This window comes from Nocardiopsis sp. LDBS0036 (assembly GCF_041228755.1).
In the GTDB taxonomy this organism is placed as follows: Bacteria; Actinomycetota; Actinomycetes; order Streptosporangiales; family Streptosporangiaceae; genus Nocardiopsis; species Nocardiopsis dassonvillei.
In genome coordinates, this window is the sequence record NZ_CP141103.1 from 2,714,876 (window position 1) to 2,729,168 (window position 14,293).

At 73.0% G+C, this 14,293-nt stretch carries 13 protein-coding genes; 6 read left to right on the plus strand and 7 right to left on the minus strand.

Annotated elements, in window-relative coordinates:
* Window positions 1-17: 17 nt before the first annotated feature.
* On the plus strand, window positions 18-959 hold the full coding sequence (locus UIS43_RS11320; RefSeq protein ID WP_013154535.1) for a GNAT family N-acetyltransferase: 942 nt from the start codon (window positions 18-20) through the stop codon (window positions 957-959).
* 200 nt (window positions 960-1,159) lie between these two features.
* Here the strand turns inward: UIS43_RS11320 and UIS43_RS11325 are convergent, their stop codons facing one another.
* Window positions 1,160-1,933: a nucleotidyltransferase domain-containing protein gene (locus tag UIS43_RS11325; protein ID WP_370013143.1), complete on the minus strand. Its 774-nt coding sequence runs from the start codon at window positions 1,931-1,933 to the stop codon at window positions 1,160-1,162.
* A 258-nt stretch (window positions 1,934-2,191) separates the two neighbouring features.
* The gene (locus UIS43_RS11330) at window positions 2,192-3,388 is read right to left on the minus strand and encodes a DUF418 domain-containing protein (RefSeq protein WP_013154537.1); all 1,197 of its coding nucleotides are present in this window, start codon (window positions 3,386-3,388) and stop codon (window positions 2,192-2,194) included.
* Window positions 3,389-3,484: 96 nt separating this feature from the next.
* On the opposite strand from UIS43_RS11330, the gene UIS43_RS11335 reads away from it, so the two are divergent.
* Window positions 3,485-4,192 carry a TetR/AcrR family transcriptional regulator gene (locus UIS43_RS11335; RefSeq protein ID WP_358168899.1) on the plus strand — a complete coding sequence of 236 codons (708 nt, stop codon included), beginning with the start codon at window positions 3,485-3,487 and terminating at the stop codon, window positions 4,190-4,192.
* Between the two features lie 183 nt (window positions 4,193-4,375).
* Entirely contained in the window at window positions 4,376-5,278 is a 903-nt protein-coding gene (locus UIS43_RS11340; protein WP_370013144.1) for an aminoglycoside 3'-phosphotransferase, read from the plus strand.
* A gap of 45 nt (window positions 5,279-5,323) precedes the next feature.
* Here the strand turns inward: UIS43_RS11340 and UIS43_RS11345 are convergent, their stop codons facing one another.
* From UIS43_RS11345 to UIS43_RS11360, 4 genes are all read right to left on the minus strand, one after another.
* Complete coding sequence (locus tag UIS43_RS11345) at window positions 5,324-6,994, minus strand: BCCT family transporter (RefSeq protein WP_013154540.1); 1,671 nt, start codon at window positions 6,992-6,994, stop codon at window positions 5,324-5,326.
* A 490-nt stretch (window positions 6,995-7,484) separates the two neighbouring features.
* Complete coding sequence (locus UIS43_RS11350; protein ID WP_013154541.1) at window positions 7,485-8,366, minus strand: alpha/beta fold hydrolase; 882 nt, start codon at window positions 8,364-8,366, stop codon at window positions 7,485-7,487.
* Window positions 8,367-8,644: 278 nt separating this feature from the next.
* Window positions 8,645-9,463: an aldo/keto reductase gene (locus UIS43_RS11355; protein WP_071622610.1), complete on the minus strand. Its 819-nt coding sequence runs from the start codon at window positions 9,461-9,463 to the stop codon at window positions 8,645-8,647.
* Between the two features lie 87 nt (window positions 9,464-9,550).
* Window positions 9,551-10,561, minus strand: coding sequence for an NADP-dependent oxidoreductase (locus UIS43_RS11360; RefSeq protein WP_013154543.1), 1,011 nt, complete (start codon window positions 10,559-10,561; stop codon window positions 9,551-9,553).
* Between the two features lie 100 nt (window positions 10,562-10,661).
* Between UIS43_RS11360 and UIS43_RS11365 the strand changes: the two genes are divergently transcribed.
* The 3 genes from UIS43_RS11365 to UIS43_RS11375 all read left to right on the plus strand — a co-directional run bounded on the left by UIS43_RS11365 (window position 10,662) and on the right by UIS43_RS11375 (window position 13,822).
* Complete coding sequence (locus UIS43_RS11365; protein WP_240004103.1) at window positions 10,662-11,618, plus strand: LysR family transcriptional regulator; 957 nt, start codon at window positions 10,662-10,664, stop codon at window positions 11,616-11,618.
* 123 nt (window positions 11,619-11,741) lie between these two features.
* Entirely contained in the window at window positions 11,742-12,788 is a 1,047-nt protein-coding gene (locus UIS43_RS11370) for an endonuclease/exonuclease/phosphatase family protein (RefSeq protein ID WP_370013145.1), read from the plus strand.
* Between the two features lie 197 nt (window positions 12,789-12,985).
* Window positions 12,986-13,822 carry a TIGR03619 family F420-dependent LLM class oxidoreductase gene (locus UIS43_RS11375; protein WP_071622613.1) on the plus strand — a complete coding sequence of 279 codons (837 nt, stop codon included), beginning with the start codon at window positions 12,986-12,988 and terminating at the stop codon, window positions 13,820-13,822.
* Between the two features lie 69 nt (window positions 13,823-13,891).
* Here the strand turns inward: UIS43_RS11375 and UIS43_RS11380 are convergent, their stop codons facing one another.
* The gene (locus tag UIS43_RS11380; protein WP_013154547.1) at window positions 13,892-14,128 is read right to left on the minus strand and encodes a hypothetical protein; all 237 of its coding nucleotides are present in this window, start codon (window positions 14,126-14,128) and stop codon (window positions 13,892-13,894) included.
* Between the last annotated feature and the right edge of the window lie 165 nt (window positions 14,129-14,293).

Here is a 14,293-nt window from a genome sequence, read left to right on the forward strand (position 1 = left end):
GCACCGAAGGTGTCGCCTTGACCGTGCATGACCTGACCATCCGTACGATCACCGGATCCGGGGAGCTCGACCTCTTCAACCGGTTCCCCTACCCCCTGAACTTCGAGTTCGCCGACGACCTCGCCCGGGGGCGCCGACGCCCCTCGTGGATGTGGGTCGCCCTGGACGGCGACCGCCTCCTGGCCCGCCTCTCCTGGTGGTGCCGGGGCGGTGACACCTCTCCCCTGCTGCTGGACGTCCTGGACGTGGACGACACCGCCGGGGACGTGGACCGCACGGGGATCCTCGAACACCTGCTGCGCACCGCCTCGGCGGCGACCCTGCCCGGAGGCCGGACCCCGCCCGAGTACCTGCGCATCGTCCCCGCCGACTGGCGCGAGGACGCCGACGGGCGCCGCGCCGTACGGGAGCGCATGGCCGCCGTCGAACGCACCGGCGGATCGCTCCTGGTGGAGCGGCTGCGCTTCGAGTGGACCCCCGACGTCCCGGCGCCGGGGCCGGGCGACCGCCTCCGGTTCCGGCAGGTCCGGGACGAGGAGGAGATCCTCGGCCTGATGGTCCGGGCCCTGGAAGGCACGCTGGACGCCCACGACCGCGCCGATCTCGCACACACCACGGCGGAGCAGGTGGCCGCCGACAGCTGGAACGAGGAGTTCGCCCGGTACACGACGCCGCGCTCCTGGTGGCGGATCGCGACGCTTCCGGACGGCGAGCCGGTCGGCTTCGTGCTGCCCGCCCGCAACGACTACCACCCGATCATCGGCTACATCGCGGTGCTGCCCGAGCACCGCGGCAACGGGTACATCGACGAGGTCCTCGCTGAGGGCACCCGCGTCCTGGCACAGGAGGGGGCGGACCGTATCCGCGCCGCCACCGACCTGGGCAACGTCCCGATGGCGCGGGCCTTCCAGCGGGCGGAGTACGCCACGCTCAGCGGGGTCGTCAACATGACCTGGTAGGTCAGAACCGGCTGCCCGGTCCAGCACCGCGCCGTGGCCCGGGATCCGGGCCACGGCGCGGCGGTGTGCTCCCCCGGCCCGGGCCTGGAACCCGCGGTCGGTCCGAGCCCGGACCATTCCCCGGGACGCGGGTGCCAGACCACCCCCGGGTCCCGGGGCGCGGACGCTCTGGGCGCGGATCCGGCCAGCGGTGCGGGGACTCAGGCCGTGGCGAGAATCCGTCCGGCCTCGGCGACCGCCGAACTCAGGTCCCGGGGGTCGGCGGTCATTCCGGCGACCACGAAGTCGATCTCCTCCAGTTCCGCCATGGACAGCAGTGCCTTGTCGTTGGTGACCCAGACCCCGCGCTCGGCCAGGACCGCGTGCGCGGCCTGCGAGGCGGCCTGGGCGAGGAGGCCCGCGGTCTGGGCGACCCGGCCGTAGGGGGCGTGGTTGTGCTGGGCGTAGGACAGGGTGGCCGCGGCCGTGCCCCGCCAGACGGGCGGTGCGCTCCTGCGCAGCGCCTCGGGGTAGTCGGGCCGGGGCAGGTCCCCGACGAGGACCTGGCCGATGGCGAGTTCGGCGACGACCAGGTAGGTGGGGATACCCGCCAGGTGGAACATGAGCGGTTCCACCCGGAAGCGTCCCTGCCGCGCTTCGGCGAGCTGGTGCTCGACCACGTCCAGATCGCGGTAGTGCACGTCCACCGCCCGGCCGTCGATCCGAAGCCAGGCGCCGCCGTTGAAGACACCGCCTCCCCAGCCGCCGACCTCCGACACCTCCCCCTCCCAGCCGAGGTCCCGCAGCGCCTGCGGGTCGAACTCGCCCCGGTAGTAGACCGCCAGGTCCCAGTCGCTGTCGGGGCGGTGGGTGCCCTGGGCCCGGGAACCGCCGAGGGTGACCGCCTCGACGGCCGGAAGGGCGGCGAGCCGGTCGGCGGTGGCGGACAGGAAGGTCGCGTCGTCATGTGCGGAGATGGACATGGCGACCATCATCGCGGATGACGTATCCGGTCGGCGATGAGGTTTCCGCCGGGCCGGTGGCCAGCGCGGACGGCGGCCTCACCGAGCGCTTCGGCACCGGTCGTCTCCGCACCGGTACCCGCCCGAGGCCACCACCGCACAGGCCGCGCCGAGCGTTCCCGCCTCCCGGCCTTCTCCGCACCGGCACCCGTCGGAGGCCGCCAGCCGCGCGGAGTGGGTGTCGGATGTTCCAGGCCGCGCAGGTCACGCCGGACGTTTCCGAGCGTGCGGTCATCTCCGCACTGGTTCGGCCTCCGGCTGCTCCGCTCGCACGGTTCTGTAGGTTCCCCAGCGCAGGAGGCGTTCGGCCGGACCCCGGACTCCCACGCGACGCATGACGTCGGCCAGGACCACGGTGGCCAACCAGACGGCGACGCCGAGCAGGACGGCGGCGGTCCCGGACAGCTGTGGCCCAAGGTCGAGGGCGTAGGGCGCGAACAGCACGATCCAGCCCACCGACTGCAACAGGTAGCAGGTCATGGAGCGCTGGCCGGTGGCGACCAGGGCCCGCACGAGGGGCCCTCTGCGGTCACCGAGGCGGACCGCGACCAGCGCGATGAGCGCGGCGTAGCCGAAGCCGCCCGCGTAGCCGGTCAGAACGTGCAGCCAGCCCACACCGGCCTTGAGCACGAACTCGGGCACCCACAGCTCGGTGGCCACTAGGGCCTGCGGCAGTCCGCCGACCACGGCCACCGGGATACCGATGAAGGCGACGCGGCGCAGCAGCCCGAGGTGGAGCTCGGGCTGTTCCATCAGGCGGCGGCGGGCCGCCCAGACTCCGACGAGGAAGGGGAACACCGAACTCGCCACGAGCATCGGGGTCATGACCGGCCAGGTGAACAGGCGTGTGACCATGTCGGCCAGCGGGTCCTGGGTGAAGACCCCGCCCGCCTCGGGGTCGGAGAGCGGGAGGCTGTTCATGACCGCGTAGAACAGCGAGCCCAGGGAGGCCCAGGTGAGGGCGTGGGCGAGCAGGCGCCGGTCACCGGCGTGCAGCAGACCCGCGAACATCAGGGCGATGAGCCCGTAGACCGCGACGATGTCGCCGAAGAAGAGCAGGACCGTGTGCAGGAGCCCGATCAGCACCATCCACCGGCCGCGTCGGCGCACCAGTGAGCGCACCCACGGCTCCGGGCGCCCCTCGGCGGTGCGGCGCAGGTGGATCCAGGCGAGCCCGTAGCCGAACAGCGCCGCGAACATGGGGTACCCGCGCGCCTCGGCGAACAGCATCAGCAGGGCGGTGGAGGCGGCGTCGAGGAGGCCGCCCGAGGCGGGACTCTGACCCGCGGTGGCCATCACCCAGACGATGTGCGCGTGCACGACGGCGATGACCAGCAGCATCACCCCGCGTGCCAGGTCGGGCGCCAGGGAGCGCCGGTCGAGTGCCACGCCCCCGGTCGAAGGCGGCGGGGAGGGGGGAAGAGACATACTGAACTCCGATCACACGGAAGGGGATAGCATTGGATACGGAGGCGTATCCAATCCTCTTCTAAGATACGCCATCGTAGCTTAGTTGGGAAGAGCATGGTTGACCGGGAGCGGCCGCGGGTCGACGACGAGGCGCGGGAGACGGCGCCGGACGCGCGGGAGGAGGCGCCCCGGGCCACGCGCAGACGCGGGCGGGAACTGCTGAACGCCATCCACGAGGCGGTCATCCTGGAGGCCGCGGACGTCGGTGTCGCCCGCCTGTCCATGGAGGGGATCGCCCGCAGGGCGGGCACGGCCAAGACCTCGCTGTACCGGCGCTGGCCCACGCCGGGGGACATCCTGCTGGACGCGATGTACCACACCTACCCGCAGGAGGCCCCCACGCCGGGCGCCGACGACCTGCGCGGGGACCTCGTCAGGGCCCTCATGCTCCTGCGCGACACCATGAGCCGGTCCCTGGGACAGGCGATGTTCTCCGTGGTCGCCGAGGCCAGGCACCACCCCGAGCTCTACGACCGGTTCGTGCGGGAGGTCTTCGACTCCCGCGGGGGGCGCTTCACCCGCACCGTCCTCGAGCACTACGCCGACCACGGCAGGATCGACCCCTCCCGCGTCACCTCCGTCACCGACGACATCGGTGAGGCCATGCTCATCAAGTACGCCATGGACCACCAGGGGCCGCCCGACGGGGAGTACGTGGAGCGGATCGTGGACGAGGTGATCCTGCCCGTCCTCGGCCTGGACCCGCGCGCTGCCTCCCCCGCCGCTCCGGAGGAGGGTCCTTCCGCTCCCTTGGACGGTTAGCGCACACGGCGGCCCGGAGCCTCGCCGACGGGCGCGCCGCCGTCGGCGGGCCCGGGCCGGGCCGCCCGGCTCCGCGGACAGCCGGGACGCGGGCCGTCGGCGGGTCCGGTGTGCGCTCGGCGGAAGCCGCACGCCTGGTGGACCGCTGGGACCGGGGCGGGCGGCGGGGCTAGGGTGCGGGGCATGCGCATCCCTCCGTCCGTGGACGCCGACCGCGTCAAGGAACTCGACGTGGGGCTTTCCGGAGCCCGTGTGGCCCGGCTGTTCGACGCCCGGGACCGGCCCTTCGCGGTGCTCAAGTCGGTGGACGCCGACCGCCCCGACCTGGTGGCCGAACTCCTGGGCCAGGAGCGGCGCCTGCGCTGGCTGGCCGGACGGGGGCTGCCGGTGCCGCACGTGCTGGACTCGGGCGCCTGGGCGGGGCTGCGCTGGCTGACCATGAACCACCTGGACGGACGCGCCGCCCACGAGCCCTGGCCCGCCGGGGACCGGTCACGGGTGGTCGACCTGCTCGCCCGGGCCGCCCGCGCGCTGCACCGCGCTCCGGCCGCGGGGTGCCCCTTCGACATGACGCTGCCCGCCCAGCTCGAACGGGCCCGGGAGCGGGTCGCCTCCGGGCTGGTGGAACGCTCCTGGGCCGCCGCGGGCAAGGAGGGGCCGCCCGCCGCCGAGGTGCTCTCCGAGCTGGCCGGTCTGGCGCGCGCCCTGGGCCCCGGACGGACCGCGCTGGTCCACGGCGACTACTGCCTGCCCAACGTGCTGCTCGACACCGGCGCCGTGCGCGGCGTTGCGGCGCGCACGCACCGGTCCGCGGGCGGGGTCCCCGGTCCCGCACGGCCGGACGGCCCCCCACCCGCCGGGGACGGCCGGGCGGACGGCTGGGCCCTGGTGGACCTGGGGCGGGCCGGACTGGGGGACCCCCACGCGGACCTGGCCGACATGGTGGGCAGCCTGCTCAGTCCGATGAACCCGCAGTTCGGGCCGTCGGACGCCGAACGGTTCCTGGACGCCTACGGGCGGGAGGACGTCGACCCCGAGCGGCTGCGGCTGTGCGCCGGGGTCAACTCCTTCTTCTGGCCCGTGTGAGGGCCCCGGCCGGAGCGGCCGGGGCCCGTGGCGGCGCTGTGTCCCCTACCGCGGACCGCCGTCACCGGTGCCGTTGCCCCCGTTGCGCTCGCCGGCGCGGGACCCGGCCTCGCCCAGGCGCCGGTACCGCCGCTGGATCCTGCGCGCCCTGGTGGCCAGCGGAGCCTTGCGTTCGCGCTGAAGGCCCGACCCCTCCGCGAACTCGGCGTGCAGCGAGCGCACCAGCCCCACCATCATGAAGAAGCCGATCACGAAGAAGGGCAGCCCGAACACGATGATCGTCTGTTGCAGGGCGTCCAGGCCGCCCACGCCGGAGGCGGTGAGCACGGTCGCGGCGACGACGCCCTCGGTGATCCCCCAGAACACCCGCTGCCGGGTGGGGTTGTCGCTCTTGCCGGAGCAGAGCATGTCCACCACCAGGGAGGCCGAGTCCGAGGACGTGGTGAAGAAGATGATGACGATGAGGATGGCCACCACCGACACGACCGTGGTCAGCGGGAAGTGCTCCAGGAAGGCGAACAGGGAACCGGGGATGTCCTCCTGTGTGACCACCTCGTCCACCAGGCCGCCGCCCTGGTTGCGCTCGATGTCGAAGGCCGACAGGCCGAACACGCTGAACCACACGACGCTGAACGCGGTGGGCGCGGCCAGCACGCCGAGGATGAACTCCCGGATGGTCCGGCCCTTGGAGATGCGCGCGATGAAGATGCCGACGAAGGGCGACCAGGTGATGGTCCACGCCCAGTAGAAGACGGTCCAGGAGCCCTGCCAGCCGGTGTTGGCGAAGGTGTCGTTCCAGAACGACAGCGGGACCAGCATCTCCAGGTAGACGCCGGTGGTCTCGATGACCCCCTTGGCCAGGTAGAGCGTCGAGCCGGCGAGGAAGACGAAGACCAGCAGCCCCACGGCCATGTAGATGTTGATCGTGGACAGCCACTTGATGCCGACGTCGAGGCCGGTGGCCACGGAGATCACGGCGACGGTGGTGACGATCGCGATGAGGATCAGTTGGCTGACGCGGCTCTCCTCCAGGCCGAACAGGGTGTTGAGGCCGCTGTTCATCTGGAGGGTGCCCAGGCCGATGGTGACGGCGACGCCGAACAGGGTGCCCAGGACCGCGACGATGTCGATGGTCCGCCCGATGGGGCCGTTGATCCGGTCCCCGAGGAAGGGCTGGAAGACGGAGCTGACCCGGAAGGGCAGGCCCTTGCGGTACACGAAGTAGGCGAAGGCGAGCCCGGGCAGACAGAAGATCGTCCAGGTGTGCAGGCCGAAGTGGTAGAGCGTGAAGCCCATCGCCTCCTCGGCCGCCTCGATGGTCTGCGGGCCGACGTCGGAGCGCGGCGGCTCGGCGTAGTGGCTGATGGGTTCGGCCACTCCCCAGAACATCAGGATGCTGCCGATGCCGGCGGCGAACAGCATGGCGAACCAGGCGGAGTTGCTGTAGTCGGGCGTGCTCTCCGGCGGCCCCAGTCGTACCCGCCCGAACCTGCTGAACGCGATCCAGACCAGGAAGATGAGGAAGGTGGTCACACCGAGGATGTAGAACCATCCCAGGTTGGTGAGGATCCAGCCGGAGGTGGTTCCGAAGACGGCGTCCACCGTGTCGGTGAAGAAGATCGCGGACACCACGAAAACGATGGTCAACGCGGCGGACACGAAGAAGATCGCCGGGTTCGTCTCGAGCCCCAGTCTTTGCGCCAGCTTTTGGAACATGCCGATTGCTTTCTGGTGATTCGGGGACGTTCGTCGAGGGACAAGGGCCCGTCAGCCCGCACCGACCTCGGGCAAGGATACGTCCTTGGGCGGGGTTCCCTGTTTATCCTTCCTTTTGCGGAGAGTCGGGAACGTCCTTACCCGCCACCATTAGCAACACACCGAAAACTCGCTGTTTAAATATGCCGAAAGCCACATTAGGCATGTTCTTGCAGGGTTGAGTACGCTACGCGCGCTTTCGCACGGATACGTACCACCCTGTCACCGCACACGGGAACCGCGGGGAGAAGACCCGGAACGTCGGCCCGGAGCGGGCCGGGCGACGCCCGCGAACCACGCGTCGCGGCGCTCTCCGCCCCGGCGCGGAAGGGGCCGGGGCGCTGGGAAGAGGAGGACGGGCCCTGCGACGGGCTCCGCCCTCGTGCGGAGGGACCGGCACTCCGGGGCGGGGGCGGGCCCTGCGACGGGCTCCGCCCCCGCACGGAGGGGGTCAGGAGTCGAGTGCGCCCAGCAGCTCGCGCACACGCTCCGGCTGCTCGTACAGCGACAGGTGCCCCGCGCCCTCGATGGTGTGGACGTCGGCGTCCAGGAACCGGCGGGCCGGGCCGTGCAGGCGCGCTGGCGAGAAGAACGGGTCGTGCGACCCGGTCGCGACGGCGACCGGGGTGTGGGCCCAGGCGCGGAAGTGCTCCGCGGGCAGCGGGCTGGGGGTGGATCCCGCGCGGCAGTACCGGGCCACCAGGGTCAGCCACTCGGCCTCGGCCCGGTGCTTGTCGCACTCGGTGGAGGGGCCGCTGAGGAACTCCACCAGGCGCCCGCTGGTCTGCTCGTTGGGGTGGATCATCCACGGCAGGGTGGCGCGCATGGACTCGGAGCTGACCCCGGCCGCGGTCAGACCGGCCGGGTTGAGCAGCAGGATCCCGGCGACCAGCGGGGACGGCGTGGAGGCGAGCGCGATGGCGGCGCCGCGCGAGTGCCCCAGCACGAGGACGGGCCGGTCGGTGATCTGGGGCAGGAGCTCGTCGAGCCACGCGCCGTAGGTCTCGATCCTGGCGCCGCCGACCCTCTGGCTGCAGCTCAGGCCCGGCTGCCCGGGCAGGTCGACCAGCAGCACCGGCCGGTCCGCGGACAGCGCGCGGGCCGCGGGCACCGTGGCGGCCGCGTTGAAGTTGGTACCCGAGAGCACCAGCACCGGGGTGCCGGGGCCGCCCGCGGAGCGGAAGGCCTGCGTGCTGCCCAGACGGGTCTCCACGGGCGGGAGGGGTCCGAGTTCGGGCCACTGGCTCAGGGCTTTGTGGCACCAGGCGTGCACGGAGCGCTCGGCGTTGTCGGAGCGGTACACGCGCGCGGTGCGGTGCGGGACGACGGTCATGATCTGCTTCGCCTAAGAGGAGACTGGCCGCCGTCCTTGCTTGTCGGCGCGCCAAGAGAGGACTGTACGCCTCCGTTCGGCACCACGCCACTCGGGGACGCTCGGAGTGTCCGAACAGACACGCGAAAGAGATCCACACTCGGCATGGGGTGTCCCCTGTTGAGCCGTTCGCCCTGGTCTGAGGGTTTTCGTCCGCCTCTTCCCAGCCGTGTCCGGCCCCGCTCCCCCGCCCCGGCGGGGGTGTTCCCGGACCGGGCGCCGGCCCGGGAACACACCGGTCAGCCGACCGTGGCGGGGTCCGAGCCGATCCGGCCGCCCCGGTCGAGGGCCGAGACCCGGTCCATGTCCTCGGCGGACAGCTCGAAGCCGAACACGTCGAAGTTCTCGCGGATCCGGGACGGGGTCACCGACTTGGGGATCACGACGTTGCCGAGCTGGAGGTGCCAGCGCAGCACGACCTGCGCCGCCGACCTGCCGTGCTTCTCGCCGAGGGCGGTCAGCTCCGGGTCCTCCAGCAGCCCCTTGCCCTGGCCCAGCGGGCTCCAGGCCTCGGTGAGGAGGCCGTGGCGGGCGTTGACGGCCCGCATGGCCCCCTGCGAGAAGTAGGGGTGCAGCTCGATCTGGTTGAGGACCGGGACGACGTCGGTCTCCGCGACCAGGCGGTCCAGGGTCTGCTCGGTGAAGTTGGACACGCCGATGGACCTGGCGCGGCCCTCGGCGTGGATGCGCTCCATCGCCTTCCAGCTCTCGACGTAGGCGTCCTGCCCGGGGCAGGGCCAGTGGATCAGGTACAGGTCCACGTAGTCCAGGCCGAGGCGGTCCAGGCTGGCGTCGAAGGCCTTGAGGGTGCTGTCGTAGCCCTGCTCGTCGTTCCACAGCTTGGTGGTGACGAACAGCTCCTCGCGGGCGATGCCCGACTCGGCCAGGGCCCGGCCCGTGCCCCGCTCGTTGTCGTAGATCCTGGCGGTGTCGATGCTGCGGTACCCGGTCTCCAGGGCGGTCGCGACCGCGGCCCGGGCCTCGTCGTCGGGAACCTGCCAGACGCCGAACCCGAGTTGGGGCATGGTGAGGCCGTTGTTCAGCGTGACGTGCTGCATGAGCGCCCTTCTGTCGTGGCGGATTCGTTGTTCCTCGTGGGGTGGTCCCCCATGGTGGCCACCTGGAGTGCACTCCAGGCAAGCGGTTCAGGGTGTGAGGTGGACCAGCATCTTGCCCGTGTTGGCGCCCCGCATCATGCCGAGGAAGGCCCGCACGGCGTTGTCGATGCCGTCGACGACGGTCTGCTCGCTGCGCAGCCTGCCGTCGACGATCCACCCGGAGGCGCGCTCGGCGTACTCCTTCATCAGGTGGCCGTGGTCTCCGGCGATGAACCCGCGCAGGGTGAGGCGCTTGCCGACGGCCAGGAAGAGGTTGTCGGGGCCGGGCTCGGGCTTGGTGGCGTTGTACTGGGAGATCGCGCCGCACAGGGCGATCCGGCCGTGGTTGCGCATCGCGGCGATGGCGGCCCTCAGGTGGTCGCCGCCGACGTTGTCGAAGTAGACGTCGATCCCCTCGGGCGCGGCCTCGGCGAGCTGCTCCTCCAGGCGGCCCTCGCGGTAGTCGATGGCGGCGTCGAAGCCGAAGTCCTCCAGGAGGCGGCGCTTCTTCTCCGGGCCGCCCGCGGACCCGACCACCCGGGACGCGCCCAGCTGGCGGGCGATCTGGCCGGCGGCGGAGCCGACCGCGCCCGCGGCGCCGGAGACGAACACCACGTCGCCCTCGCGCACCGGGGCGATCTCGGTCAGGCCCGCGTAGGCGGTGAGGCCGATCATGCCCAGCACGCCGAGGTAGGCCTCGGCGGGTGCCAGGGAGGCGTCCACCGCGCGCACGGAATCCGCGGGCAGCAGCGCGTACTCGCGCCATCCGGCCGAGTGCAGGACGGTGGTGCCCACGGGGACGTCGTCGCTGCCGGAGGCGGTGACCACGCCCACGGCGCCGCCGTCCATCGGCTCGCCGAGCCGGAACGGGGGGACGTAGGACTTGGCGTCGTTCATGCGGCCGCGCATGTACGGGTCCACGGACATCCAGTCGTTGCGCACCAGGACCTGCCCGGGACCGGGGTCGGCGACGGTGGTCTCCACGAGGGAGAAGTCGGTGGGCTCGGGCTCGCCGACGGGACGGGCCACCAGGTGGACCTCCCTGCTGGTGACGGACATGACGTGACCTCCGTGACTTCGCTGGGTGTTGGCGCGGTGACCCGCGGACCGAACAGACACTAGTCCGACCACCCATTCACCGACCAATAAAATCGGCGAGGTGAGCTATAGGAATGTCAATGGTTCGGGCACGGCGGCCGATCCGCGGCCCGGCGGGCCGCTCGATCTGCAGCAGTTGAGGACCTTCCTGGCGGTACACCGGTCGGGGTCCTTCACCGCCGCCGCGCAGTTGCTGCGGCTGTCGCAGCCCACGGTCACCACCCAGATCCGTTCCCTGGAGCGGCGGCTCGGACACCCCCTCTTCGAGAGGCTGCCCCGGGGGGTGGCCCCGACCGCCGAGGCCAACGACCTGGCCGCGCGCGTGGCCGGGCCCCTGGACGCGCTGGAGGTGGTCGCCGGGCGCGACGGCGGCGGCGCGTCCGCGTCGCCCGCGCCGCTGCGCGTGGCGGGCCCCGCCGAGGCGCTGCACGCGCTGGTGCTGCCCGCGCTCGCGCCCCTGGTGGAGGGCGGCGTACGGCTGCGCGTGCGCACCGGTCCGGCCGAGGACCTGCTGGAGGAGCTGCGCCGGGACCGGCACGACCTGGTGGTGTCCGCGGTGCGGCCGCGGGGGCGGACCCTGGTCGCCGAACCCCTCGCCGACGAGGAGTTCGTGCTGGTGGCGTCGCCGGCGTGGGCGGACCGGATCGGCCGCGACCGGCTCCTGCGCCAGGGCGCCTCCGCGCTGTGCGCGGTCCCGCTGGTGGCCCACGACGACGAGTTGTCGGTCCTGCGCCGCTACTGGCGGCAGGTGTTCGGGGTGCGGCTGACGTGTGCGCCCGCGGTCACCGCGCCCGACCTGCGCGGGGTGGTGTCGGCCGTCACGGCGGGGGCGGGGGTGACGGTGCTGCCGCGCCACCTGTGCCGGGAGACGCTGGCCGAGGGGCGCCTGGTGGCGCTCCTGGCCCCGGAGGAGCCGCCGGTCACCACGTTGTACCTGGTACGGCGCCCGGGGGTGGCGGACAACCCGTGCCTGGAGGAGGTGCACCGGCGCCTGGTGGCGGCCGCCCGCGCCTGTTGAGGGGACCGCCCGGGGCCCGGAGCCGCCGGGGCGGGTACGCCGGTGTCCCGGACCCCCGCCGCGGTGGTGTAGTCCTGACCCGGTGAAGGGCGGACGGCGGCGTCCGCTCCGGGAAGGACGGCGATGGAACGCGTACAGGCACCGGGAAGCGGCACGGGACCGGCGGGCGGTGGGGCCTCCGGGGCCTCCGGCCGCTCCCCCGCGGTGACGGTCCTGGTCGCGCTGGCCGCGGCGGGGCTCGCGGTGTTCTCCCTGCTGCGGGTCCTGGGCCTGGAACGGGGCTGGCCCCTGGTGCCCGCGCTGGCCTTCACGCCCTACGCGCTGGCCGCCGCGCCGCTGGCGGCGGTGGTGGCCGGGCTGCTGCGGCGCTGGGGGTCCATGGCGGTCCTGACCGCGGTGACGTTGGCGCTGGCCGCCGTGGTCGTGCCCCGCGCTGTGCCGTTCGGCGTGACCTCGGCGGGCGGTCCGGTCGTGCGGATCATGACCCTGAACACGCTCGGCGGCGGCGCCGACGCGGCGCGGGTGGTGTCGCTGGTGCGCGACCGGGAGGTGGACGTGCTCACCCTCCAGGAGGTCACCCCCGACCTGGTGCGCGAGCTGTCCGCCGCCGGGCTGGACGACCTGCTGCCGCACGCCGTCGACCGCTCCGACCCCCGGGGCGTGCACGGGAGCACCGTCCACTCGGCCCTCCCGCTCACCGACACCGGCGGCGGGGAGGCGGGCCACGACACGTTCGCGATGCCGACCGCCGTCGTGCGGCTGCCCGAGGACGGCGACGGGGACGGGGAGGACGACGTGCTGGAGGTGACGTCGGTGCACGTCCCGCCTCCGCTGTCCCCCGCCTACACCGGTTCCTGGCGCGGGGAGCTGGAGGGCCTGGCCGAGGTGGGCGACCCGGACACGATGCGGGTCCTGGCCGGGGACTTCAACGCCACGCTCGACCACGCGGCGCTGCGCGAGGTCCTGGAGGCGGGGTACCTGAGCTCGGCCGCGGTCCTGGGTGAGGGGTTGGAGCCCACGTGGCCGGTGGGGCGAGCGGTGCCGGGCCTGGCCATCGACCACGTGCTGGTGCACCCCCGGATGGGCGTCGACGGCCTGGAGGTCGTGGAGGTGACCGGCACCGACCACAGGGCGGTGCTGGTCGAGGTGTCCCTGCCCTCGCCCCGGTAGGCGTTCCCGCGTTCCCGCGTTCCCGCGTTCCCGCGTTCCGGCGTTCCGGCGTTCCGGCGTTCCGGCGTTCCGGCGTTCCGGCGTTCCGGCGTTCCGGCGTTCCGGCGTTCCGGCGTTCCGGCGTTCCGGCGAGGACGGTACGGGAACATCTGGCCCGTCCTCGCCCTCACACCGGTGGCACCGTCTACCGTCACTCCATGAGCGAGTTGACCGAACCGATCACGGGAACGCCCCTCCAGGTGGTCCTGCCCGACGAGTCCGCGCGGATGTCACCGAGAACCCTCGTCGAACTGGGGGTTCGCGCCGAGGAGCTGGGCGTGGACGCGGTGTGGCTGCCCGACCACCTGCTGCCGCCCGCGCCGTACGGCCGCACCTTCGGCGGCGTGTACGAGCCGCTGGTGGCCCTGGCCCACCTGGCGGCCCTGACCCGGCGGATCCGACTGGGCACGTCGGTGCTGGTGGCGCCGATGCGCGACCCGTTCGTGCTGGCGAAGCAGGTGGCGACCCTGGACGCCCTGTCCGGGGGGCGCTTCGTCCTGGGCGTGGGGACCGGCTGGTCGCGCGAGGAGTTCGAGGCCGTGGGGTCGGACTTCGCCACGCGCGGCGCCCGGACCGACGAGACGCTGCGGCTGCTGCGGCACCTGTTCGAGGGCGAGGGGCCGTTCGAGGGGCGCTTCCACTCCTACGAACGCGGGGTGTTCGCGCCCCGTCCGGCGCGGCGCGTACCCGTGATGGTGGGCGGCACGTCCGACCGGGCGCTGCGGCGGGCCGCCGAGTGGGCCGACGTGTGGCAGGGCGTGGGACTGGACACGGCGGGGTTCGTGGAGGCCCGGAACCGGCTGCGGGAGCTGACCCCGCGGCCGGTGCGCGCGGGAACGCGGATCGCCTGGTCCGGTGGCGAGGAGGAGTTCGAACGCGCCGTCGGGCTGTTCCGGGAGCTGACGGCCGCCGGAGCGGACGCGGTGGCGGTGTGGTTCGGCGACGCGGAGGGCTTCGGCGAGAGGATGGAGCGGTTCGCGGCGGCACTGCGCTGACAGGGGGCACCGGGCCGGGCCGGGCGTCGGCACCGCGCCGACCGGCGGTGCCGGGCCGGTGCGGCGTTCCTACTCCTGCCCGCCGAAGAGCCCGCGGCCTCCGTACTTCTTGTGGATGGCCTGCTTGGACACGCCGAGCACCCCGGCGATCTCGGCCCAGGTGGAGCCGCGGTTGCGGGCGCGGCGGACGAGGACGGCCTCGACCCGCTCCATCTCCCTGCGCAGCTGGACGGTGGCGTCCAGACCCACCAGCGGGTCGTCGGCTCCGGTGGTGCGGGCGAGGGCGGTCAGCTGTTCGGCGTCCATGGGTCAACTGTAATTGACATGCCCGTGGTGGCGCACCCGTCTCCGGGCGCGTCCTCGTCGGACAGGCGGAGGACGGCCGGCTGCCGTGCCGGATCCGGCCGGTCCCCGCTCCCGACGCTCCGGCAGGGGTACCGCCGCCGACGCCCCGGCGGTCGCGGATGGCAC